The organism is Escherichia sp. KTE159 (genome assembly GCF_000408805.1).
GTDB classification, from domain to species: Bacteria; Pseudomonadota; Gammaproteobacteria; order Enterobacterales; family Enterobacteriaceae; genus Escherichia; species Escherichia marmotae.
In genome coordinates this window covers 6,808-29,993 of the sequence record NZ_KE137295.1, presented here as the reverse complement: position 1 = coordinate 29,993, position 23,186 = coordinate 6,808, and the positions used below count along the sequence as shown (strand labels likewise).

At 52.1% G+C, this 23,186-nt stretch carries 19 protein-coding genes; 7 read left to right on the top strand and 12 right to left on the bottom strand.

All coding sequences use genetic code 11. From position 1 onward, the window contains the following. Nucleotides 1-29: 29 nt before the first annotated feature. Nucleotides 30-1,574, top strand: coding sequence for a maltose ABC transporter permease MalF (malF, locus tag A31E_RS02915; protein ID WP_016249465.1), 1,545 nt, complete (start codon nt 30-32; stop codon nt 1,572-1,574). 14 nt (nt 1,575-1,588) lie between these two features. Continuing rightward, nucleotides 1,589-2,479, top strand: coding sequence for a maltose ABC transporter permease MalG (gene malG / locus A31E_RS02920; protein ID WP_001252091.1), 891 nt, complete (start codon nt 1,589-1,591; stop codon nt 2,477-2,479). A 94-nt stretch (nt 2,480-2,573) separates the two neighbouring features. Here malG and psiE read toward each other — a convergent pair whose 3' ends face one another. After that, nucleotides 2,574-2,984 (bottom strand): phosphate-starvation-inducible protein PsiE, encoded by a 411-nt coding sequence (gene psiE / locus A31E_RS02925; RefSeq protein ID WP_000202902.1) that lies wholly within the window; start codon nt 2,982-2,984, stop codon nt 2,574-2,576. 256 nt (nt 2,985-3,240) lie between these two features. On the opposite strand from psiE, the gene A31E_RS0123260 reads away from it, so the two are divergent. Further along, complete coding sequence (locus A31E_RS0123260) at nt 3,241-3,519, top strand: hypothetical protein (RefSeq protein ID WP_000804022.1); 279 nt, start codon at nt 3,241-3,243, stop codon at nt 3,517-3,519. A 46-nt stretch (nt 3,520-3,565) separates the two neighbouring features. On the opposite strand, the gene A31E_RS02930 is transcribed toward A31E_RS0123260, so the two are convergent. The 5 genes from A31E_RS02930 to pgi all read right to left on the bottom strand — a co-directional run bounded on the left by A31E_RS02930 (nt 3,566) and on the right by pgi (nt 9,550). Next, the gene (locus A31E_RS02930) at nt 3,566-5,662 is read right to left on the bottom strand and encodes a YjbH domain-containing protein (RefSeq protein WP_016249464.1); all 2,097 of its coding nucleotides are present in this window, start codon (nt 5,660-5,662) and stop codon (nt 3,566-3,568) included. Further along, nucleotides 5,662-6,399: a capsule biosynthesis GfcC family protein gene (locus A31E_RS02935; protein ID WP_016249463.1), complete on the bottom strand. Its 738-nt coding sequence runs from the start codon at nt 6,397-6,399 to the stop codon at nt 5,662-5,664. Before A31E_RS02935 ends, A31E_RS02930 begins: the two co-directional genes overlap by 1 nt. After that, on the bottom strand, nt 6,396-7,034 hold the full coding sequence (locus tag A31E_RS02940; RefSeq protein WP_016249462.1) for a YjbF family lipoprotein: 639 nt from the start codon (nt 7,032-7,034) through the stop codon (nt 6,396-6,398). Before A31E_RS02940 ends, A31E_RS02935 begins: the two co-directional genes overlap by 4 nt. A gap of 113 nt (nt 7,035-7,147) precedes the next feature. After that, entirely contained in the window at nt 7,148-7,390 is a 243-nt protein-coding gene (gene yjbE / locus A31E_RS02945) for an exopolysaccharide production protein YjbE (protein WP_000757338.1), read from the bottom strand. 510 nt (nt 7,391-7,900) lie between these two features. Further along, nucleotides 7,901-9,550: a glucose-6-phosphate isomerase gene (gene pgi / locus A31E_RS02950; protein ID WP_000790017.1), complete on the bottom strand. Its 1,650-nt coding sequence runs from the start codon at nt 9,548-9,550 to the stop codon at nt 7,901-7,903. Between the two features lie 294 nt (nt 9,551-9,844). Between pgi and lysC the strand changes: the two genes are divergently transcribed. Continuing rightward, nucleotides 9,845-11,194, top strand: coding sequence for a lysine-sensitive aspartokinase 3 (lysC, locus tag A31E_RS02955; RefSeq protein WP_001517553.1), 1,350 nt, complete (start codon nt 9,845-9,847; stop codon nt 11,192-11,194). Nucleotides 11,195-11,231: 37 nt separating this feature from the next. On the opposite strand, the gene A31E_RS02960 is transcribed toward lysC, so the two are convergent. Continuing rightward, nucleotides 11,232-12,020, bottom strand: a complete 789-nt coding sequence (locus A31E_RS02960) for a nucleotidyltransferase domain-containing protein (protein ID WP_016249461.1) — start codon at nt 12,018-12,020, stop codon at nt 11,232-11,234. A 304-nt stretch (nt 12,021-12,324) separates the two neighbouring features. Here A31E_RS02960 and A31E_RS02965 point away from each other — a divergent pair, with 304 nt between their 5' ends. Further along, complete coding sequence (locus A31E_RS02965) at nt 12,325-12,597, top strand: YjbD family protein (RefSeq protein ID WP_001207629.1); 273 nt, start codon at nt 12,325-12,327, stop codon at nt 12,595-12,597. Here A31E_RS02965 and rluF read toward each other — a convergent pair whose 3' ends face one another. Both rluF and A31E_RS26500 read right to left on the bottom strand, forming a co-directional pair. Further along, complete coding sequence (gene rluF / locus A31E_RS02970; protein ID WP_001517551.1) at nt 12,598-13,470, bottom strand: 23S rRNA pseudouridine(2604) synthase RluF; 873 nt, start codon at nt 13,468-13,470, stop codon at nt 12,598-12,600. A gap of 88 nt (nt 13,471-13,558) precedes the next feature. After that, nucleotides 13,559-13,696 carry a CcdB family protein gene (locus tag A31E_RS26500; RefSeq protein WP_228929306.1) on the bottom strand — a complete coding sequence of 46 codons (138 nt, stop codon included), beginning with the start codon at nt 13,694-13,696 and terminating at the stop codon, nt 13,559-13,561. 411 nt (nt 13,697-14,107) lie between these two features. Here A31E_RS26500 and pepE point away from each other — a divergent pair, with 411 nt between their 5' ends. After that, on the top strand, nt 14,108-14,797 hold the full coding sequence (gene pepE, locus A31E_RS02975) for a dipeptidase PepE (RefSeq protein ID WP_000421749.1): 690 nt from the start codon (nt 14,108-14,110) through the stop codon (nt 14,795-14,797). Nucleotides 14,798-14,887: 90 nt separating this feature from the next. Here the strand turns inward: pepE and A31E_RS02980 are convergent, their stop codons facing one another. Both A31E_RS02980 and metH read right to left on the bottom strand, forming a co-directional pair. After that, nucleotides 14,888-16,519, bottom strand: coding sequence for a Na/Pi cotransporter family protein (locus A31E_RS02980; RefSeq protein WP_001517548.1), 1,632 nt, complete (start codon nt 16,517-16,519; stop codon nt 14,888-14,890). A gap of 158 nt (nt 16,520-16,677) precedes the next feature. Next, nucleotides 16,678-20,361: a methionine synthase gene (gene metH / locus A31E_RS02985; RefSeq protein ID WP_016249460.1), complete on the bottom strand. Its 3,684-nt coding sequence runs from the start codon at nt 20,359-20,361 to the stop codon at nt 16,678-16,680. Between the two features lie 199 nt (nt 20,362-20,560). On the opposite strand from metH, the gene iclR reads away from it, so the two are divergent. After that, nucleotides 20,561-21,385: a glyoxylate bypass operon transcriptional repressor IclR gene (iclR, locus tag A31E_RS02990; protein WP_000226393.1), complete on the top strand. Its 825-nt coding sequence runs from the start codon at nt 20,561-20,563 to the stop codon at nt 21,383-21,385. 15 nt (nt 21,386-21,400) lie between these two features. Here iclR and aceK read toward each other — a convergent pair whose 3' ends face one another. Next, entirely contained in the window at nt 21,401-23,125 is a 1,725-nt protein-coding gene (gene aceK / locus A31E_RS02995; RefSeq protein ID WP_001137256.1) for a bifunctional isocitrate dehydrogenase kinase/phosphatase, read from the bottom strand. Nucleotides 23,126-23,186: the final 61 nt, after the last annotated feature.

Here is a 23,186-nt window from a genome sequence, read left to right as displayed (position 1 = left end):
TTATCCGTCCTGGAATGAGGAAGAACCCCATGGATGTCATTAAAAAGAAACATTGGTGGCAAAGCGACGCGCTGAAATGGTCAGTGTTAGGTCTGCTTGGCCTGCTGGTGGGTTACCTTGTAGTTTTAATGTACGCACAAGGGGAATACCTGTTCGCCATTACCACGCTGATTTTGAGTTCAGCGGGGCTGTATATTTTCGCCAACCGTAAAGCCTATGCCTGGCGCTATGTCTATCCGGGAATGGCCGGAATGGGCTTATTTGTCCTCTTCCCTCTGGTCTGCACCATCGCCATCGCCTTCACCAACTACAGCAGCACCAACCAGCTTACTTTTGAACGCGCCCAGGAAGTTCTGTTGGATCGTTCCTGGCAAGCGGGAAAAACCTATAACTTCGGTCTTTATCCGGCAGGTGATGAGTGGCAACTGGCGCTTACCGATGGTGAAACCGGCAAGAATTATCTCTCCGACGCCTTTAAATTTGGCGGCGAGCAAAAGCTACAGTTGAAAGAAAGCGCCACACTGCCTGAAGGCGAGCGCGCAAATCTGCGCGTGATTACCCAAAATCGTCAGGCACTGAGCAACATTACCGCCATTCTCCCGGATGACAACAAAGTGATGATGAGCTCCCTGCGCCAGTTCTCCGGTACGCAGCCGCTCTACACGCTGGGCGATGATGGTACGCTGACCAATAACCAGAGTGGTGTAAAGTATCGCCCGAATGACCAGACAGGCTTTTACCAGTCCATTACCGCCGACGGCAACTGGGGCGAAGAAAAGTTAAGTCCGGGTTATACCGTAACCACCGGCTGGAAAAACTTTACCCGCGTCTTCACCGACGAAGGCATTCAGAAACCGTTCCTCGCGATTTTCGTCTGGACCGTGATGTTCTCACTGATCACTGTCTTTTTAACGGTGGCAGTCGGCATGGTGCTGGCTTGTCTGGTGCAATGGGAAGCGTTGCGCGGCAAAGCTATCTACCGCGTACTGCTGATTCTGCCCTACGCCGTCCCCTCATTTATTTCAATTTTGATTTTCAAAGGGTTGTTCAACCAGAGCTTCGGTGAAATCAACATGATGTTGAGCGCACTGTTTGGCGTGAAGCCCGCCTGGTTCAGCGATCCAACCACTGCGCGGACGATGCTGATTATCGTCAACACCTGGCTGGGTTATCCGTACATGATGATCCTCTGCATGGGCTTGCTGAAAGCGATTCCAGACGATCTGTATGAAGCCTCTGCGATGGATGGCGCAGGCCCATTCCAGAACTTCTTTAAAATCACGCTGCCGCTGCTGATCAAGCCGCTAACACCGCTGATGATCGCCAGCTTCGCCTTTAACTTTAACAACTTCGTACTGATTCAACTGTTGACCAATGGCGGCCCGGATCGTCTTGGCACCACCACACCAGCCGGTTATACCGACCTGCTCGTTAACTACACCTACCGTATCGCCTTTGAAGGCGGCGGTGGTCAGGACTTCGGTCTGGCGGCAGCGATTGCCACGCTGATCTTCCTGCTGGTGGGTGCGTTGGCGATAGTGAACCTGAAAGCCACGCGAATGAAGTTTGATTAAGGGAGATAACAAAAATGGCAATGGTCCAACCGAAATCGCAAAAAGTACGTCTATTTATTACTCACCTGCTACTGCTACTTTTTATCGCGGCGATTATGTTCCCGCTGCTAATGGTCGTCGCCATCTCGCTGCGCCAGGGGAACTTCGCGACCGGCAGCCTGATCCCGGAGCAAATCTCGTGGGATCACTGGAAACTGGCGTTAGGTTTTAGCGTTGAACAGGCGGATGGTCGCGTTACGCCACCGCCGTTCCCGGTACTGCTGTGGCTGTGGAACTCGGTGAAAGTCGCGGGGATTTCTGCGATTGGTATTGTGGCGCTCTCCACTACCTGCGCCTACGCCTTTGCCCGTATGCGCTTCCCTGGCAAAGCGACGCTGCTGAAAGGGATGCTGATTTTCCAGATGTTCCCGGCGGTACTCTCACTGGTCGCGTTGTATGCGTTATTTGACCGCCTGGGTGAGTACATTCCGTTCATCGGCCTGAATACCCACGGCGGCGTTATCTTTGCTTACCTGGGGGGGATTGCGCTGCACGTCTGGACGATCAAAGGTTATTTCGAAACTATCGATGGCTCGCTGGAAGAAGCGGCGGCGCTGGATGGCGCGACGCCGTGGCAGGCCTTCCGCCTCGTCCTGCTGCCGCTGTCAGTACCGATTCTGGCAGTGGTGTTCATCCTGTCATTTATCGCTGCTATTACTGAAGTTCCGGTCGCGTCGCTGTTACTGCGTGATGTGAACAGTTACACCCTGGCCGTGGGTATGCAGCAATACCTCAACCCACAAAACTACCTGTGGGGTGACTTTGCTGCCGCTGCTGTGATGTCTGCATTACCGATCACCCTCGTCTTCTTGCTGGCTCAACGCTGGCTGGTCAACGGCCTGACGGCGGGTGGTGTGAAAGGTTAAAGATGTTGTTATGCCAATGTTATGCCGCTGCACCCTCAACTTACGTTATCCTAACTTGTGACTGTTATTCGGCGCTCTTCGGAGCGCCTCTTTTTTACTCCCGCTTCAGCCGTTTCGAATTACACAGCCATAGAGTGATCACCAGTAACAGGATCGCTGCAGAGTAGATCAACACATCCAGTGGCGATTTATGATCGACGATGATCAAGCGCACAATGGCGGTGATCCCGATATAGACAAAGTAACGTAAGGGAAAGTGAAATCCGGACTGAAAATACTTCACAATCAGGGCGATAAATTCGAAATAGAGAAAGTAAACCACCAGCCCTTCCACCAGCTCATATTTGCTGGTTTGTTCTGGTGCGAACAGCACATCAGCCAGATGCACCGTTTCTTTGCCGAGAAAGACAACCAGAATCAAGCCCAGGCACAACAGGCCAAGATTGAGTACGGTCTGCAAAATAGTGGAGATAAACTCCACGCGGGGACGAGATAGCGACGTCATAACAGCCCTCCAACTCAGTGGCGAGCTTCCTGTATAACGTAAAAATGTGACGGAGATCTATATTTTTTGTGTATGTTTTGTTCAACCTGGATTTAGATGGCTCCTCCCGCCAGCGCCGGATGCGGCTCCCCATAGGCCGGATAAACCGCGCCTGACTGTGCCTCCGGCAAGACACGCGCCCCCAAAAAATCACCCATTCAGGTGATTCCCAGCCACCAACAAAGCGCGAAAAATCGACAATGTTCCTCTGGAACAAATAAAACCTAACCTGATAAAGGTGGTAAAAATGAAGCCTTATTTTGCTGCTTTGTTGTTATCAGTCTCTGTTCTTCCTGCTTTTGCCGGTCCGCTCGGTACTGCTGATAAAGCCGACCTTCCGCAAAGCAATGTCTCCAGCCCAATGATGGCTCAGTCGCTCAGGCAACCAGACCTGCAACCTATATCGACGGACAGGAAGACAGAATGTTTTCGCCTTTACACACCAGATCGTAAACCGGGGGTGAACTGCGTTCCTGATGGCTCGACAGGCCATTAAGAATGAGGGTGCCAGTGATTGCGAAAGCTGGCACCTTTCCCATGACTTAACGGAAATTTACGCTACGATCGCTGGTCATATCATACAACTGGAACTTACGCCCAAGTTGCTGACCACCGTCGCGCGTCAGCGGTGTCCAACCAATTGCCGCACGACTGCGGGTCGGGCCGGACGAGAAGAGATCCAGCGGTACAGAGACATACACGCCTTTGGTGAAATCCCCTTCCCCGTACTCCTCTTTCGAAACGTTAGTGATCGTGGCATAGCCACCCACCACCACGCCGCTATCAAAACGTTTGGCAATCTCCAGAGTACCGCCTTTATCCCCTGCCAGATACTGCCCGACGCTCGCTTTGACTAACACATCCTGGGCGAAAGATGGCGTCCAGTACGCGGTCAGATGTCCGGTTTTCACGCTGTAATCGGTAAACTTCATCATATCTTTCGCGCTACGCCAGTCGCGCTGTTTCACATAGTTAGCATCCAGCCCAAACGCCCAGTTGCTATCCAGCGGACGATACAACACTTCTGCCCCCGCACCGCCAAACATGGTTTCGAGATAGCCGCCGTAGACCTGGCCATAGAAGCCGTTGCCCAGATGCTGGAAGTAGTTGGCTTGCAGGTTATTGACGTAAACATCGTTCTGCACATATTCACGAACATGAGTACGCACACGCGGCAGATGGGAGTCCTGCGGCGGGTTAGTGTAGTTAAACTTGTCGTAGTTATTCGCCAGGTTAGCAAACAGGCTGCCGGTAGTCAGCAGATGATCCGTTAGCCAAAAATCCGCCGTCCCCATCACGCCAAGCTGGTACATATAGAAATTTTCCGGGCCACCAACTGACTGATTCAGTACTGGATCGATATGGAAATCAAAGCGCGATTTGTCAAAATACCAGCCTTGTTCAGTGGACTTCGGCACCACCGGTTCGACGCGTTTTTGCGCCAACGTTGTTTCATGACCCAGCGGCTCTCCGGCAAGATGATTTTTCAGGCTGTCGACATCCGTTTCGGTGGTCACCTGCGGCATATTAAGCCGATTTTCCGTTATACGGATCATGCGGATCCCATCCGGCAGATCGTTCATCACGATCCGATTAGCACGAATGATCCCTTCGCGCGAATCGCGATATTTCACCTGCTCGCCGGTAACATACAGCGTATCGCCTTTCACCTGGATCTGCGGATCGGCAAGCCCGGCGTTGTATTTCAACAGCGTTAACTGATTCGCCACCACCGAATGCTGCAAAATGGCATCCTGCGGCTGCGGCTGGTATTGCGGTCGGGCGTTATCGTTGTACGACGGGCGCAGATCGTTAAAGTTGGTGCGCAGCGTGACGCCAAACATAAAGGTGTTGCCACGTTCATAGCTAAGGTTAACGTCGGCCCAATCGGTAACGCGATAAATCGCCCCGACGTTAAACTTACTTTTTTGCTCCAGCTTCCCAGCAAAATCCTGCTGATAATTATTGCCTTCATACTCCAGTTTCAGGCGCAGCGGCTGCCAGGGCGTCTGGTATTCCACTCCTCCAAACAGCGAGGCTGGGCCGTGGAACATCTGGCTGCCGTCGATAGAACCCGCCTGTTTATAGCTGTTATCGCGATAGCAATATTTGTCACTGGCTGAACAGAGCGGATTTTTCACGTTACCGCTGGTGCCCAGATATCCCCACCCCAGGCCGAGCGTGAAATCGAACGGCCCCCAGGCTTTGCTGGCGACCAGATATTCCGCATCAAACAGCCCCGTACCGCCGATATCCCGCGCGCCAACAGCCACCTGCGGCATCCAGTAACTCTCTTCCCACAAACGCAGTTTAAGATCGAAGGCTTTATCTTTATACGTTTGGTCGCCAGAGAACGCTTCGACGCTGCTGTACTGTCTGGTACGCACGTCGGTATAGCGCAACGTCGTTTCCAGCCACGGGAAGAGTTGCACTGAAGCTGAGTAATAACGGTACTGATCATTATCGCGGTAGTTGAGACTAAGCTCCCCTTCCCGCGCCATACGGGCGGTGGGCGTTTGCAACAAACCGACGCCGCCAAAATCTGATTGCGACGGCCCGATAGGCGCAGGATACGTTTCGCCGTAGCAGACCGCGCTAATGCCCAGCGCCAGTACGCTAAGCAGATGTCTTTTTTTCATTATTGGGGTATCCGCTGCGTCAGAATCTGAAGAATGTCGGCGTTCAGGGCGTCTGGCGTCTTACTCCAAACGGAGTCCGCCAGGCCAACATAAATAATGCTGCCGGGCATCGGCTCTACGTGACGCTTGTTCCAGTAAGCCACCGGCGCTTTTTGCGTGCGACCGTCTGGATAAATAACCCATGCGTAGCTGCGATCCGCACCACTAAGCAGGTTCTGACCGGAGAGGTAACTCGCCACGTCACGACCTGGGGTAAATGGCTGATTGCCTGGACGACTAATAAGCCCAAACAACGTGACCGTTGACGGCGGAGATCCGACCCACAGCGTGTAGTTGCCCTGCAACGGCGGGTTACCGCGTTCGGCAACGCGCACCATATCGGGATCAAGATTGATTTTTTGCCTGCCCGTCACTTTCAACGCCTGAATTTGCTGGCGTAAGGTGTTAATAGCGGCGGCATCATCACCGCTGGAATCTGCGGCCAACGCCGCCAGTCGTGCCAGCAACGCCTGCTGTTGACACAATGCCGCCGCCGTTGCCAGCTCTTCGCTAATCACCGCACCGGGCCACCAGCTATTTGCCAGTCGTGGTTGCCCCACCAGATCGATTAAATACTCTGCGCCCGTCAGCGTTTTTGCCTCGCGACTACCATTGCTAAACACCTTGACGGTTCCCGCCGCCAAGACCGATGACATCCCTACGCTCAAAAGCAACGCTGCAATTGTTTGTTTAATCATTGTTTTGCTGCCTTGATGAGCGTGGTTTTCACCGGGAAATAATCTGCACCGAGATACTGTTCCGACTGGCGAATTTGTCCTTCGCTGTCGATCCAGTAACGGTTATGCCAGCACGCCTGATCGGTGGAGACTTCTTCATCCAGCACGCGAACCGGGGTTTCATCGCTGCCGACTTTGACGGTGTCAGTACCATCCCATTTAAAGACTGAACGAGCTGTGGCGTAGCGCACCTGCTGATACTCGGTCCAGCCCATCGTGCGAGTCCAGGTTGTGCCATCAACGATTTGTGCGGGTTTGATCAGCGGATCGGCAGCAAGATTATTTACTTCAATCAGGTTGTCGCCACCGAGCAGGGTTTTCACCAGACGACCATGTTGCGTAACGAGGGTAGCCTGATCCTGAGTAACCCATTTTTGTTGTCCGTCTTCAGCGAAGGCCAAAACGACAAATAACTGTGGACCGCCATTAAGCTGCATATACTGGCTGGCGTAGGGCATATTTTGAATATCATCGTCCGTAAGCTGAACGTCCGGCGTACCGAACAGGCTGTCCCACAGTGAGTTGCCCAGTTCTTGAGTAGTGGCTGAACAGGCCTGTAATAACAGGCAGATAAGAATGAGTGCAGGTCGCTTCACGACTCTTCTCCAGAGGGGCAGAATAACCACACCGGAGTGTGGTTATGGTAAATCCCTTCATACCTCAAGCCACAGATGCGATGACTCGAATTATTCTGGGGATACATACTTTATTACTGAGTACTGGTGGTCGTGGTTGTTGTGGTCCCGGTATTAGAACCATCACCGCCACCGGTTGCCGCGAGCGCGACGCCCACCGCCGAGCTTACGGTGCTGACGCTGGTCGCAGAGGAACTACCCGCTGAAACCGACGTTGCTGCTGACCCTGCCGCTTCGCCCACCTGTACAGGTGCAGCCCACGCAGAAGTCACCGCAAGCGCAGATATGGCAAAAATGCCATACAGAACTTTTTTCATAATAATTTCCCTTCATTGAATGAATGGAGATTTACCCAAAAACATTTCGGGCGGGATCGAGTATACACAACTAAAGCATACGAATTACGCCGCGGGGAATTAGTGAAGGGGTTTTAGGATAATTGGAATGAATATCAACTATATATTTTTATAATATGAAAACAATCAGTTAAATCATTCAGTTAAAATAAATATAAAAATAAATTCCCTGCGTATTTTCTGAAATTAACACAGACTAAAAATATATTTTAGGATTAACCTCACGGTATGATTTTCGTTAAATCATCGGCAAGGGGATTTATCTGATAAAACAATGCCGACTTATAGTCGACATTGTTTTTAAGGCTATTTAGTCAATCGAGCTATGTATTAATTGCCGAATGCGATGTACATATCGGCATCGACCTGTAGGCCTGATAAGACGCGACCGCGTCGCATCAGGCACCGGTTGCCGGATGCGGCGTGAACGCCTTATCCGACCTACATATCGGCATCAGAAATGCACGATGATTAACCGCGCCACGCTTTATAGCGGTTAATCAGACCATTGGTCGAGCTATCGTGGCTGCTGATTTCTTTATCATCTTTCAGCTCCGGCAGAATGCGGTTCGCCAGTTGTTTACCCAGCTCTACGCCCCACTGGTCAAAGGTGAAGATGTTCAGGATCACGCCCTGAGTAAAGATTTTGTGCTCATACAGCGCAATCAAGGCACCCAGACTGAACGGGGTGATTTCGCGCAGCAGAATGGAGTTGGTCGGGCGGTTGCCTTCGAACACTTTGAACGGCACAACATAATCGAGCGTCGCCGGATCTTTACCCTGATCACGGTATTCCTGCTCAACCACTTCGCGGGATTTACCAAACGCCAGAGCTTCGGTCTGAGCGAAGAAGTTAGACAGCAGTTTCTGGTGGTGATCAGAGAGCGGGTTATGGGTGATAGCCGGGGCGATGAAATCGCACGGCACCATTTTGGTTCCCTGGTGAATCAACTGGTAGAACGCGTGCTGACCGTTCGTACCTGGTTCACCCCAAATAATCGGGCCAGTCTGGTAATCCACCACGTTACCGTTACGGTCAACGTACTTACCGTTGGATTCCATATTGCCCTGCTGGAAGTACGCCGCAAAACGGTGCATATACTGGTCGTATGGCAGAATCGCTTCAGTTTCCGCGCCAAAGAAATTGTTGTACCAGATGCCGATCAGCGCCAGCAGTACAGGCAGGTTTTTCTCTGCCGGAGTAGTGGAGAAATGCTTGTCCATGGCGTGTGCACCGGAAAGCAGTTCAACGAAGTTATCAAAACCGATGGAGAGAACAATCGACAGACCAATCGCTGACCACAGAGAGTAACGACCGCCGACCCAATCCCAGAACTCGAACATGTTAGCGGTATCAATACCAAACTCGCCAACAGCTTTCGCGTTGGTGGAGAGCGCCGCAAAGTGTTTCGCAACGTGCTTCTCATCGCCAGCCGCTTTCAGGAACCAGTCACGCGCACTGTGGGCGTTGGTCATAGTTTCCTGAGTAGTGAAGGTTTTAGACGCCACCAGGAACAGGGTGGTTTCCGGATTCACTTTTTTCAGTACTTCTGCGATGTGAGTCCCATCGACGTTAGAAACGAAGTGCATGTTCAGGTGGTTTTTGTACGGGCGCAGCGCTTCAGTCACCATGTACGGACCAAGGTCAGAACCACCGATACCGATGTTTACCACGTCAGTGATTGCCTTGCCGGTATAACCTTTCCACTCACCAGAAATAATCGCTTCCGAGAAGGTTTTCATCTTCTCCAGCACCGCGTTGACTTCCGGCATCACGTCTTTGCCATCAACCAGAATCGGCGTATTGCTACGGTTACGCAGCGCCACGTGCAGTACAGCGCGGTTTTCGGTACGGTTGATCTTCTCGCCAGAGAACATCGACTTAATCGCGCCAGCCAGATCGCACTCTTTCGCCAGATCCTGTAATTTCGCCAGCGTCTCTTCGGTGATGCGGTTTTTGGAGTAATCCACCAGCATCTGATCGTCGAAGGTTGCGGAGAACTTAGAAAAACGATCGCCGTCTTTAGCAAAAAGCTCAGCGATCGTAACGTCTTTCATTTCATCGAAGTGTTTCTGTAGTGCCTGCCAGGCAGCGGTCTGCGTTGGATTGATATTTTTCATTAGCAATACTCTTCTGATATTGAGAATTGTGACTGTGGAAGATTGTAGCGCCAGTCACAGAAAAATGTGATGGTTTTAGTGTCTTTAGCTCGTTCAACCGCCGAAATGGATAAAACAGTATAGCTGTTATAAGCACAATTTCTGGCCACCAGCGCTGCATGAATAATCCGCATAATCCCAGCGTTGACACACTCCGCTACACCTTTTATTTATAAATACGGTCTGCGCCTGCACCGGTTTCTGTTTTGCCTTTGTGCCATGGTCGCTTCTTTCATTCCCTGACACGAGGTTGTTATGCCCGATATTGTTGTCTCCAAATTTGGTGGTACTAGCGTGGCTGATTTCGACGCCATGAACCGCAGCGCCGACATTGTGCTTTCTGATGTGAATGTGCGTTTAGTTGTGCTTTCCGCTTCCGCAGGGATCACCAATCTGCTGGTAGCACTAGCCGAAGGTCTGGAACCGGCTGAGCGTTTCGAAAAACTCGATGCCATTCGCAATATTCAGTTCGCTATTCTGGAACGCCTGCGTTACCCGAACGTCGTCCGTGAAGAGATTGAACGTCTACTGGAGAACATTACCATTCTGGCCGAAGCAGCGGCACTGGCAACCTCTCCGGCGTTAACAGATGAACTGGTCAGCCACGGCGAGCTGATGTCTACTCTGCTGTTTGTTGAGATCCTGCGCGAACGCAATGTTCAGGCACAGTGGTTTGATGTGCGTAAAGTGATGCGTACCAATGACCGATTTGGCCGTGCGGAGCCGGATGTTACTGCACTGGCGGAACTGGCTGCGTTGCAGTTGGCCCCACGACTCAGTGAAAGTTTAATCATCACTCAGGGATTTATTGGCAGAGAAAGTAAAGGCCGTACCACAACACTTGGTCGTGGCGGCAGCGATTATACGGCAGCCTTGCTGGCGGAAGCTTTACACGCATCTCGTGTGGATATCTGGACTGACGTCCCCGGCATCTACACCACCGATCCGCGCGTGGTGCCCGCAGCAAAACGCATAGATGAAATTGCTTTTGAAGAGGCCGCTGAAATGGCGACCTTTGGCGCGAAAGTGCTGCATCCGGCAACGTTGTTGCCTGCTGTACGCAGCGATATTCCGGTATTTGTCGGCTCCAGCAAAGATCCGCGCGCTGGCGGTACGCTGGTGTGTAATACCACCGAAAATCCACCGCTATTTCGCGCACTGGCCCTGCGCCGTAAACAAACGCTATTAACCCTACATAGCCTGAATATGCTGCATTCCCGCGGCTTCCTCGCGGAGGTTTTCGGCATCCTCGCGCGACATAATATTTCGGTAGATTTAATTACGACGTCAGAAGTAAGCGTGGCGTTAACTCTCGACACTACCGGATCAACATCTACCGGCGATACGTTGCTGACGCAATCCTTACTGATGGAGCTTTCGGCACTGTGCCGGGTAGAAGTGGAAGAAGGCCTGGCGCTGGTGGCACTGATTGGCAACGACCTGTCAAAAGCCTGCGGCGTCGGCAAAGAGGTCTTTGGCGTACTGGAACCGTTCAACATCCGCATGATTTGCTACGGCGCTTCCAGCCATAACCTGTGCTTCCTGGTACCAGGCGCAGACGCCGATCAGGTGGTGCAGAAACTGCATAGTAATTTGTTTGAGTAAAAACAGTACGGCCCGGATGATATGCCCCGGGCCGTATTTATTTCCCCATCACTGTCGTCATCAACAGACGATCCAACTCCCTGACATCGCCTTCCCTGCTGTCCGGTAACACTGGTGGAATTTCCCCGCGCGCCAGTTCCGCACGAATAAACGCATGTAGCAATGGACGGCGCGGTCCATATTCCGCTTCTCCCGCGCGCTGTTTACGTTCCAGCAATTCATCTATTTCTGCACGTAAGGCCGCATCCAACTCACTTCCCGCCAGTAACTCAGCAAAGCGCATTGGCGGTACGCCTTTACCCGCTTCGACCCAGCGCACGGCCAGCAGCGGGCGCAGCACGTAAAAATATTTTTTCAGCCGAACTTCGTCGCCCTGCAAATAGCCGCGGAAGTTTTTCTGCGCCATCGAATAGTAATGCCAGCGCGCACGTAGCGGAGAAAACCACTTCGGCACCATCGCCTTAAGAGCCGTTATCGTTTCTTCATCCTGCTGATAGACCACCGGCGAATCCAGCCATTCAATCAGCGTCGGGTTCGCGCCTTTCAATAATCCCAGCGCCTTGCGCCACTCCCAACCTGAAACATCCAGCTCGTCGTCGATGGGCAGTTCGATAACATCGCGTGGTGACTCTACCCGCAGATACCATTCCAGCGGGTGAACATACAAAAAACGCACATCGTAATCGCTGTCTGGCGAGGCAAATCCCCAGCCGCGACTCCCCGATTCGCAGGCGTACAGCACTTTCACGCCATACCGCCATTCAATTTCCTTTAACTGCTGCGATACCCGTTCACGCATCGCAGCACTGACTCCATTTAATGGCATTTGACTCATCCTTTGATATTAACTAACCCGCGCCAGACCACTGAAAACAGAAATGTTATCAATGCGATAGCGTTATTGCGAGAAACGAGCCAGAAATGGACTCTAAGATTTAACACCTTGAATAATAAAAGATTAATTAAATTTGAACAGTTACCAGTGAATTATTTCCGTTAAATTTTTATATGTATTTATCGCTAATTAGCTAAAAACATAAAAATAAAAGAGAACGCAAATGAATCTTATCGGTTCTGCTCGCAAATGAATTCCCGTACACTGAGCTATCCGATTAACAGAGGGCACCATCATGGCACTCCCCCGCATTACTCAAAAAGAGATGACTGAGCGTGAACAGCGCGAACTGAAGACGCTGCTGGATCGAGCGCGTATTGCACATGGCCGCGTGCTGACCAACGCCGAAACCAACAGCATTAAGAAAGAGTACATCGATAAATTAATGGTTGAGCGTGAGGCTGAAGCGAAAAAAGCCCGCCAGTTGAAGAAAAAGCAGGCTTATAAACCGGATCCTGAAGCGTCATTCAGTTGGTCGGCAAATACGTCGACGCGTGGCAAACGCTGATTAACGACCTTTTTTCTTCCGCCCCGGCGAGGCGAAACGCTTGCCGTTTGATGCTGGGCGGCCACCTTTTTCCGCTGTTTTCTCCACCTTCACCACCGGGCGTTTGATGCCTGCCGTTTTCGGTTTGGCCTTCGCTTTGGGCTTCGCCTCGGAAGAGGAATTTTCAATGAGTTTAAAGAGATCGATAAGCTCATCGTCGGTTAAATCACGCCATTCACCCAGCGGAATGCCGCTTAAGCTGACGTTCATAATGCGCGTACGTTCCAGCTTTTTCACTTCGTAGCCAAAATGTTCACACATACGACGGATCTGACGGTTCAACCCTTGCACCAGGGTAATACGAAAGACAAACGGCGCTTCTTTTTTAACTTTGCACTTTTTGGTCACTGTCCCGAGGATTGGCACCCCCGCACTCATGCTGCGAATAAACTCCTCGGTAATCGGTTTATCGACCGTCACCAGATATTCTTTTTCATGGTCGTTGCCAGCACGAAGGATCTTATTGACCAGATCGCCGTGATTAGTGAGGAAAATCAGCCCCTGGGAGTCTTTATCCAGGCGACCAATCGGGAACACGCGCTTGCTGTGATTGACGAAATCGACGATGTTATCGCGCTCGCCATCTTCCGTAGTGCTGACAATGCCCACGGGCTTATTCAGGGCGATAAGCACTAAATCTTCGGCTTCCCGCGGCTCGATCAACTGACCGTTTACTTTTACAACGTCACCGGGCTTTACCTGATCGCCAATAGTGGCACGCTTGCCATTAAGGAACACATTGCCTTGCTCGATATAGCGATCCGCTTCGCGGCGTGAGCAAATTCCGCTTTCGCTGATGTATTTATTTAAACGGACTGATGAGTCGGGCAGCATAAATTCTCCTCTGAAACGCGGAATATACCTTACCTCTTAGCGAGGAAAAACAGGATTTATGCGAAATACGATAAGTTACGTACCAGCATTAATAGCCGTTTAATAGAAAATCGATAGCATCACGCAGTTCGATTCGCTGTTGACTAAGATCAGCTATACGTTCTCCCAACTCTTTTAGCGGTATTCCTGTCATCACCATGTGGTCCAGGCCAGCAATTGAAACCACCGGACAAACTTTTACAGGTGGTTTACCGCCAGATAGCTGAGCAAGTCTGACCGCCGGACAACAATGGCATGCTTTAATACATCAGCGACAGGATTTACGTGCCTCTTCCAGAATCTCGGGGGGCAGCGAAACATTGACAGATTTTTTCACCTTCGACATTGTGCGCATAATTCCCTCCATCATGATGCGCATACTCTGTCTAAAAGTAGCGTAATTAGCGAGCATTTTTCCTCCAGTTTCCTTAGAAATTTGTCGGAAAATACCGCTGTTGCGAATACCTGTCACGCCTGAACATTCAAACTTGCGAGACGCTTTCCAGAAGCAATACGCGACATCGTGAGCCATGTCAGTAAGCGGTTAAATTCACAGTGGTAGCATGCCTTCCGTGATTTCTTACTAACCGGAGAAGTAATGGAACTGCTTTTATTGAGTAACTCGACGCTGCCGGGAAAAGCCTGGCTGGAACATGCGCTGCCGCTGATTGCTGAACAGTTGCAGGGTCGCCGTTCCGCGGTGTTTATTCCTTTCGCTGGCGTAACGCAAACCTGGGATGATTACACAGCCAAAACGGCTGCAGTTCTTGCCCCACTTGGCATTTCTGTCACCGGTATTCATAGCGTTGCCGATCCTGTTGCCGCGATTGAAAATGCGGAGATCGTGATTGTCGGCGGTGGCAACACTTTCCAGTTACTGAAAGAATGCCGTGTGCGCGGTCTGCTGGCACCGATTGTTGACGTAGTGAAACGCGGCGCGCTGTATATTGGCTGGAGCGCAGGCGCTAACCTCGCTTGCCCAACCATTCGCACGACCAACGATATGCCGATTGTCGATCCGCAGGGCTTCGATGCGCTGAATCTGTTCCCGCTGCAAATCAACCCGCACTTCACCAACGCGCTGCCGGAAGGTCACAAAGGTGAAACGCGCGAGCAGCGTATTCGCGAATTACTGGTGGTAGCGCCAGAACTGACGATTATTGGTCTGCCGGAAGGTAACTGGATCACCGTAAGTAAAGGTCACGCTACGCTTGGCGGCCCGAATACCACTTATGTGTTTAAGGCCGGTGAAGAAGCCGTGCCGCTGGAAGCGGGTCACCGTTTTTAAGTGAATTGCCGGACGCATGATCCGGCATCTTGTACATAGTGCCTGATGCGACGCTTAACGCGTCTTATCAGGCCTACAGGATTCACAATATTAATACTCGTCCCGTCCCTCATCTTCATCTGGCTGTTCCAGTACGCTGTAAGCCACCGAACAAAACAGCGAGTTCAGACGCTGCATATCTCCCAATAAACCTAAATGTAGCGAACTGGTTTCAATACTCTGCACGTTTTGCTGATGCAGGCGATCGACGTGGGCATGGGAATAGCGGCGATTAAGAATGCGAAAGCGATGCTTACTGCGACGTAAACGGCGAGCGCTGGTGACATCGCCAGAGAAGAACACCGACATTGCCAGTTTTAAATTGCTGAGCAATTGCTCATAGAGCGCATCCAGTTCCTTCAACCCATCAAGCGAAAACGCCCGCCGTGCTGCCAGTGATTTGTCGGCAATTTCGCTGCCCATGCGCTCGACAATATCGGAAGCCTGCTCAAGGTTGAGCGCCATTTCGATAATCTCCGCCCAGCGACGTGATTCTTCTTCCGCCAACTCTTCTTTTGGCATCCGCGCCAGATAAAGTTTAATCGCGGTGTAGAGGACGTTGATATCATCCGCCAGCTTGCGCAACTCCTTCTCTTCACGCGGTTCGCCGTGCATCACTTTATTCAGCCCTTCCATCATCTGTTCCATCGCGTCACCGATGCGCAGTGTTTCACGGGCGGCATTCGCCAGAGCAAGGGTCGGCGTATCCAGCGCGCTGACATCCAGATGTTTTGGTTTCAGATGGGCATCCAGTTCGGGTTCATCGCGAATAATGGTTTTGCAAAACCGTGCCATCGGGTCGACAAATGGCAGCATCGCCAGACAGCGCACAAGGTTATAGAAGACGTGGAAATAGATAACCAGTTCCGCTTTCGGCAAAGGCAGTTTATCCATTGATTCTGCCAGAACGTGGACAAACGGCAGGATAATCAGGCTCCCCACCAGCTTAAAAAGCAGGCTGCCCAACGCGACACGACGTGCGGCAGCATTAGCGGCGCTATTGTTGAGCATCGCCAGCAAGCCGGAACCAAGGTTAGCGCCAATAACCAGGCAGAGCGCCACCGGGAAAGAGATAATGCCCGCAGCAGTCAGAGTCGCAGTCAGCAGTACCGCGGCAAGGCTGGAGTAGCTGATAATGGCGAACATCGCGCCAATCAGCGCATCCAGCAGAATATCGCCGGTCAGCGAGGCAAAGATCACCTGAACACCGTTCGCCTGGGTGATCGGCGTTACGGCCTGCACAATCAACTCCAGTGCCAGCAAAATCAACCCAAGGCCAATACCGACGCGGCCCAATTGCCCAGCGCGCGACTGCTTGCGTCCGAGGAAAAAAATTACGCCGATAAAAATAAGTAGCGGCGACAACCAGGATAAATCGAAGGTGAGAACCCGCGCCATCAGCGCCGTTCCGACATCGGCCCCCAGCACAATCACCAGCGCAGGCGCGAGAGCAACCAGATCCTGGGCAACAAACGACGTCACCAGCATGGTGGTGGCATTACTGCTCTGCACCAGTGCCGTAACGCCAATCCCCGCACAGAAGGCGAGCGGCTTTTTTTCGACGCTCCGGCTAAGGACAGTACGCAGCCGTGCGCCAAAGACACGCATTACGCCTGTTCGAACAATATGCGTCCCCCAGACCAGCAGGGCGACGGCAGAAAGCAGGTGAAGCAGTGTTAACACGAGTTCAGGTTCTCCTTATCGTTATATGTGCCTGAAACAGTTCCGGAAGCGCTTTTCCGGTCTGATATAAGTCCAGTATATGTGTTTACTATCAATAAAGAGACAGGGCACTCCGTGAGTGCCCTGTTTGTTGTAAAGAAAAGTGACAGATTTGTGAATCAGTCCGCGTCATACCCCAGATTCGGCGCCAGCCAGCGTTCAACATCAGAAACGCTCATACCTTTACGGCGGGCATAGTCTTCAACCTGATCGCGCTGAATTTGTGCCACTGCGTAGTACTTGCTGTCCGGATGGCTGAAGTACCAACCCGAAACTGATGCGCCAGGCCACATAGCGAAAGATTCCGTGAGTTTCATGCCGGTGTGTTTTTCCACTTCCAGCAGCTCCCAGATGGTGGCTTTTTCCGTATGTTCCGGGCAGGCCGGATATCCTGGTGCCGGGCGGATGCCCTGATAGTTTTCGCGGATCAGGTCTTCGTTGCTGAGATTTTCATTCGGCGCGTAGCCCCAGTAGACTTTACGCACGCGCTCATGAAGATATTCTGCAAAGGCTTCGGCTAAACGGTCGGCAAGCGCTTTCACCATGATTTTATTGTAATCATCGTGCTGCGCTTCGAAGGCATCAGCCAGCGCGTCCTCTTCCAGCCCGCCAGTTACGGCAAATGCACCGATGTAATCCGCTTTGCCGGAGAGTTTCGGTGCCACAAAATCAGCGAGGCAGTAGTTAGCAAAGCCGGTTTTTTCCGTCTGTTGGCGCAGATGGTGGCTGATATTAATCACATGCGTGCGTGTTTCATCACGATAGATTTCAATGTCGTCACCCACCCGGTTTGCCGGGAACAGACCAACCACGCCGCGCGGATTCAGCGATTTTTCAGCGCTTAATTTATCCAGCATGTCGTTAGCGTCTTTAAACAGGCGTTTTGCCTCTTCGCCCACCACTTCATCTTCCAGAATGCGCGGATACTTTCCGGCCAGCGACCAGGTCATAAAGAACGGCGTCCAGTCGATATAGTTACGCAGCGTTTCGATGCTGGCTTCGACTTCCTGCACGCCGAGACGGTGCGCTACAGGCGGCGTATAGGCCTGCCAGTCAAAAGCGAAATCGTTATCGCGCGCCACTTCCAGCGTGACCGGTGGCGTGCGCGGTTTCTTGCGCCCGTGCTGAATACGCACGGTTTCGTACTCTTTGCGGGTACGAGCGACAAAGTCGTCACGCTGAGTGTCGGAAAGCAGCGCCGCCACAACACCAACGGTGCGCGAGGCGTTTTGCACGTAAACCGTCGGGCCGCTGTAGTTTTGCTCGATTTTCACCGCTGTATGCGCTTTTGAGGTAGTCGCGCCGCCAATCAGTAGCGGAATGGTGAAGCCCTGACGCTCCATCTCTTTCGCCACGTTGACCATTTCGTCCAGCGACGGCGTGATCAGCCCCGAAAGACCAATCAAATCAGCATTCACCTCTTTGGCAGTGCGGAGGATTTTTTCCGCTGGCACCATCACGCCGAGATCAACAATTTCATAGTTGTTACATTGCAGCACCACACCAACAATATTTTTACCGATATCGTGCACGTCACCCTTCACGGTGGCGATCACCATCTTACCGTTGGTTTTACCCTGCTCTTTGCTGGCTTCAATATACGGTTCGAGATACGCCACCGCCTGCTTCATAACGCGTGCCGATTTCACCACCTGCGGCAAAAACATTTTCCCTTCACCAAACAGGTCACCGACGACGTTCATTCCGTCCATCAGCGGCCCTTCAATCACTTCAATCGGGCGAGCGGCTTGTTGACGAGCTTCTTCGGTGTCCTGTTCGATAAACTCAGTAATGCCTTTGACCAACGAGTACTCCAGGCGTTTCTTCACGTCCCACGAGCGCCACTCCGCCTGTTGGGCGTTGGCGGTGTCGTCGGTTTTACTGCCGCGATATTTTTCGGCAAGTTCCAGTAAACGCTCTGTACCATCGTCGCGACGGTTAAGGATCACATCTTCCACCGCGTCGCGCAGTTCCGCAGGCAGATCGTCGTAAATCGCCAGTTGTCCGGCGTTGACGATCCCCATATCCATACCGTTACGGATGGCGTAGTAGAGGAACACCGCGTGAATAGCTTCGCGCACCGGGTCGTTGCCACGGAACGAGAAGGAAACGTTGGAGACGCCACCGGAGATGAGTGCGTGCGGCAGTTCGCGTTTGATGTCTTCGCACGCGCCGATGAAATCCTGCGCGTAATTGTTATGCTCTTCAATCCCGGTGGCGACAGCGAAGATGTTCGGGTCGAAAATGATATCTTCCGGCGGGAAGCCGACTTCCTCGGTGAGGATTTTGTACGCCCGACGGCAAATCTCGATTTTCCGTGCGCGGGTATCGGCCTGGCCCTGTTCGTCAAAGGCCATTACCACCACCGCCGCACCGTAACGGCGTAATAATTTGGCATGATGGATAAAGGTTTCAACGCCCTCTTTCATCGAGATAGAGTTAACAATGCCTTTGCCCTGAATACACTTCAGTCCTTTTTCGATGACGTCCCATTTCGAAGAATCGATCATAATCGGCACGCGAGCGATATCCGGCTCGCCAGCAATCAGACTGAGGAAACGCACCATCGCCGCTTCGGCGTCGAGCATCCCTTCATCCATGTTGATATCGATAATCTGCGCGCCGTTTTCCACCTGCTGACGCGCCACGTCCAGCGCCTCGCTATATTTCTCTTCTTTGATCAGGCGTTTGAACTTAGCGGAACCGGTTACGTTAGTTCGTTCACCAACGTTAACAAACAAACTATCGTCGCCAATGTTCAGCGGCTCCAGTCCGGACAAACGGCAGGCTACGGGGATATCAGGCAGTTTGCGCGGTGCTAATCCTTCAACTGCACGGCTCATCGCAGCAATATGTTGTGGCGTCGTGCCACAGCAGCCGCCGACAATATTCAGGAAACCCGATTCAGCCCATTCGCGAATCTGTTTCGCCATTGTGTCAGCATCGAGATCGTATTCACCAAAGGCGTTTGGCAGTCCGGCATTCGGGTGCGCGGTGACGTAGCATTCGGCAATACGCGAAAGTTCCTGCACGTACTGACGCAGTTCGTCTGGCCCCAGTGCGCAGTTGAGGCCAAAGGTCAGCGCTTCGGCATGCCGCAGGGAGTTGTAAAATGCCTCGGTTGTCTGACCGGAGAGCGTGCGCCCGGAGGCGTCGGTAATGGTGCCGGAAATCATAATCGGCAACTCCACACCCAGCGCTTCAAACTCGGTTTTCACCGCAAAGACCGCCGCTTTCGCGTTAAGAGTGTCGAAAACAGTTTCAATCAGAATCAGGTCTACACCGCCTTCCACCAGCGCTTTGGTGGATTCACGATAAGCCGCCACCAGTTGGTCAAAGGTGATATTGCGAAATGCCGGATCGTTTACATCCGGAGAAATAGATGCTGTGCGATTGGTTGGGCCGAGAACACCAGCAACGTAGCGTGGTTTCCCCGGCGTGCGGGCGGTCCACTCGTCAGCGCAGGCACGTGCCAGTTTCGCTGCTGCAAAGTTGATTTCTGCTGACAGGGATTCCATCTGGTAATCCGCCATCGCAATAGTCGTGGAGTTGAAGGTGTTGGTTTCGATGATATCCGCGCCCGCTTCAAAGTAAGCGTTGTGGATCGCGGCAATCACATCAGGTTTACTGAGTACCAGCAGGTCGTTGTTGCCTTTTAGATCGCACGGCCAGTCGGCAAAACGCTCACCGCGAAAATCGGCTTCGTTCAGACGATAATTCTGGATCATGGTGCCCATACCGCCGTCCAGCACCAGAATACGTTCATTTAACTGCGCACGCAGTTGTTCAACTTTGCTGCTCACACTTGCTCCCGACACGCTCAACCCAGATTTAATAAAAATTCAACAAACCATACTGGCACAAACGCATCAGTGGTAAAAGCGACCACTACGCAACATGAGATTTGTTCAACATTAACTCATCGGATCAGTACAGCAACTGTTGCATTAGTTAACAATAAAAATGAAAATGATTTCCACGATACAGAAAAAGGAGGCTGTCATGGTCGCACCCATTCCCGCAAAACGCGGTAGAAAACCTGCCGCAACCAGCGCCCCCGCGACTGGACAGGTTCAGTCTTTAACGCGTGGCCTGAAATTACTGGAGTGGATTGCCGAATCCAATGGCAGTGTGGCACTAACCGAACTGGCACAGCAAGCCGGATTACCCAATTCCACCACCCACCGTCTGCTAACCACTATGCAACAACAGGGCTTTGTGCGTCAGGTCGGTGAGCTGGGTCACTGGGCGATCGGCGCGCATGCATTTATGGTCGGTAGCAGTTTTCTCCAGAGCCGTAATTTGTTAGCTATTGTCCATCCTATACTGCGCGATCTGATGGAAGAATCTGGCGAAACGGTCAATATGGCGGTGCTCGATCAAAGCGATCACGAGGCGATTATTATTGATCAGGTGCAGTGTACGCATCTGATGCGAATGTCCGCCCCTATTGGCGGTAAATTGCCGATGCATGCTTCCGGTGCCGGTAAAGCCTTTTTGGCTCAACTGAGTGAAGAACAGGTGACAAAGCTGCTGCATCGCAAAGGGTTACATGCCTATACCCACGCGACGCTGGTTTCTCCTGTGCATTTAAAAGAAGACCTCGCGCAGACACGCAAACGCGGTTATTCATTTGATGATGAAGAACATGCGCTGGGACTGCGTTGCCTGGCTGCGTGTATTTTCGATGAACACCGCGAACCGTTTGCCGCAATTTCAATTTCCGGGCCGATTTCACGTATTACCGATGACCGCGTGACTGAGTTTGGCGCGATGGTAATTAAAGCGGCGAAGGAAGTAACGCTGGCGTATGGTGGAATGCGGTGACTTTTCGCCTCTGATTTATACAAACCGCACGCTAAACCGCTGTCTGCGCCGATATGCATAAACATCTTCCACATGTCCTTCGCGGATGCGGTTTTGTAGAGCGCGCCAGTAATCGGCGCGGAACAGGTCGGCGTGCATTTCCTCGAACAGTGGACCAATGCGTGGGTCGGCGCATAGCCAGTGGCGGAACTCTTCCGGGAAAACATCGCCCGGCGAGACGCTATACCACGGTTCGCTGGCGAGTTCGTCTTCCGGGTAGCGCGGCGGTGGGATGTCGCGGAAATTCACTTCCGTCATGTAGCAAATTTCATCGTAATCATAAAACACCACGCGCCCGTGTCGGGTGACGCCAAAGTTTTTAAACAGCATATCACCGGGGAAAATATTGGCGGCGGCAAGCTGGCGAATAGCGTTGCCGTACTCTTCTATAGCATCACGCAGTTGCTGACCCTCAACCTGTTCAAGCCAAATATTGAGAGGCACCATCCGCCGTTCGATATAGAGATGGCGAATCACAATTTGTTCGCCCAGATCGGTGATTTTTTCTGGCGCTTCCTGAAGCAGCAAATCCATTAATGACGGGGAAATATGTCGCTTCTCCAGTACAAAGTTTTCAAACTCCTGGGTATCCGCCATCCTTCCTACGCGATCGTGCTCTTTTACCAGTTGATAGCAGGCGCGGACGTGAGCCGCTGACATCTCTTTCTGCGGGGCGAATTTGTCTTTGATGACTTTGAATACCCGATCAAAGCCCGGCAGCGTGAACACCAGCATGACCATCCCACGAATGCCCGGCGCTTCAATAAACTGCTCATTACATCCTTGTAAATAAACGAGATATTCACGGTAACTTTCGGTTTTGGCATGCTTCTGGCAACCGATAGCCATATACAGTTCTGCGGTAGTTTTACCCGGCAGAATCTCCCGTAGCCACTCGACCAGTGCGGCAGGCAGCGGCGCGTAAACCATAAAATAGGATCGCGCGAAGCCAAAGACGATGCTCGCTTCGGCGGTCGTCGTCAGGCAGGTATCAATAAACAACTCGCCGTCGTCCGTCTGGTGGATCGGCAGCAAAAATGGCAACGTGCCGGAAGGCGTTATCAGTTTGCCCACCAGCCAGGCGGCTTTATTACGGTAAAACAGTTCGTTCGCCACCTGTAGATGACTTTCAGCGAGGTTATCTGTCCCCAGCGTTTCCGTCAGATGAAGAATGATATAGTTGATATCACGGCTTTTATTCTGCCAGCACAGGCGTAGCGGCAAGTCGCTAATAACGCGCATCAGCAGTGATTCCCAGCCGTGATCGGGGTAAAAGTCTTTGGCCAGCGGGCGCGGAATGGTACGAAAGCGGCGTTCCGGCTGGGAGCTAAAGATAAAAAGCCGCTCGGGAGTAAGCGAGCGGTGGTCAAATAACCGACAGTATACGGAGTTGAAAAAACTCTCCGCAATCTCGAAGCGCGGGTAGTCCGGCAATAGCCGGGTGTAATGCTCTTTGACGTGCAGTAAAAATGCCGCATTCGTGCTTTGGCCGTTGGTAATGCAGCGTAACTGCTCCACCACCAGACCCACGTGATGATCGTAAAGATGGATACGATTTTTCATCGCCTGCTGGACAGCGTGCCAGTCGGCCTGTTCGAAACGCTGCTGCGCCCCGGAAGTCACTTCGAGGAATCGACCATACTGGGCATCGAAACCCTGCAAAATTGTTTGTGCAATCAGTAATTCCAGGCCACGCGGCATTTGTTGCCCTCATCGGGAGCTGTGAATTGCCGGATAAGACGCACAAGCGTCACATCAGGCG

Excerpts from the sequence above, each read along its gene's own strand:
- malF (WP_016249465.1), top strand. The coding sequence starts at position 30 with ATGGATGTCATTAAAAAGAAACATTGGTGGCAAAGCGACGCGCTGAAA.
- malG (WP_001252091.1), top strand. The coding sequence starts at position 1,589 with ATGGCAATGGTCCAACCGAAATCGCAAAAAGTACGTCTATTTATTACT.
- psiE (WP_000202902.1), bottom strand. The coding sequence starts at position 2,984 with ATGACGTCGCTATCTCGTCCCCGCGTGGAGTTTATCTCCACTATTTTG.
- A31E_RS02930 (WP_016249464.1), bottom strand. The coding sequence starts at position 5,662 with ATGAAAAAAAGACATCTGCTTAGCGTACTGGCGCTGGGCATTAGCGCG.
- A31E_RS02935 (WP_016249463.1), bottom strand. The coding sequence starts at position 6,399 with ATGATTAAACAAACAATTGCAGCGTTGCTTTTGAGCGTAGGGATGTCA.
- yjbE (WP_000757338.1), bottom strand. The coding sequence starts at position 7,390 with ATGAAAAAAGTTCTGTATGGCATTTTTGCCATATCTGCGCTTGCGGTG.
- pgi (WP_000790017.1), bottom strand. The coding sequence starts at position 9,550 with ATGAAAAATATCAATCCAACGCAGACCGCTGCCTGGCAGGCACTACAG.
- lysC (WP_001517553.1), top strand. The coding sequence starts at position 9,845 with ATGCCCGATATTGTTGTCTCCAAATTTGGTGGTACTAGCGTGGCTGAT.
- A31E_RS02960 (WP_016249461.1), bottom strand. The coding sequence starts at position 12,020 with ATGCCATTAAATGGAGTCAGTGCTGCGATGCGTGAACGGGTATCGCAG.
- A31E_RS02965 (WP_001207629.1), top strand. The coding sequence starts at position 12,325 with ATGGCACTCCCCCGCATTACTCAAAAAGAGATGACTGAGCGTGAACAG.
- rluF (WP_001517551.1), bottom strand. The coding sequence starts at position 13,470 with ATGCTGCCCGACTCATCAGTCCGTTTAAATAAATACATCAGCGAAAGC.
- pepE (WP_000421749.1), top strand. The coding sequence starts at position 14,108 with ATGGAACTGCTTTTATTGAGTAACTCGACGCTGCCGGGAAAAGCCTGG.
- iclR (WP_000226393.1), top strand. The coding sequence starts at position 20,561 with ATGGTCGCACCCATTCCCGCAAAACGCGGTAGAAAACCTGCCGCAACC.
- aceK (WP_001137256.1), bottom strand. The coding sequence starts at position 23,125 with ATGCCGCGTGGCCTGGAATTACTGATTGCACAAACAATTTTGCAGGGT.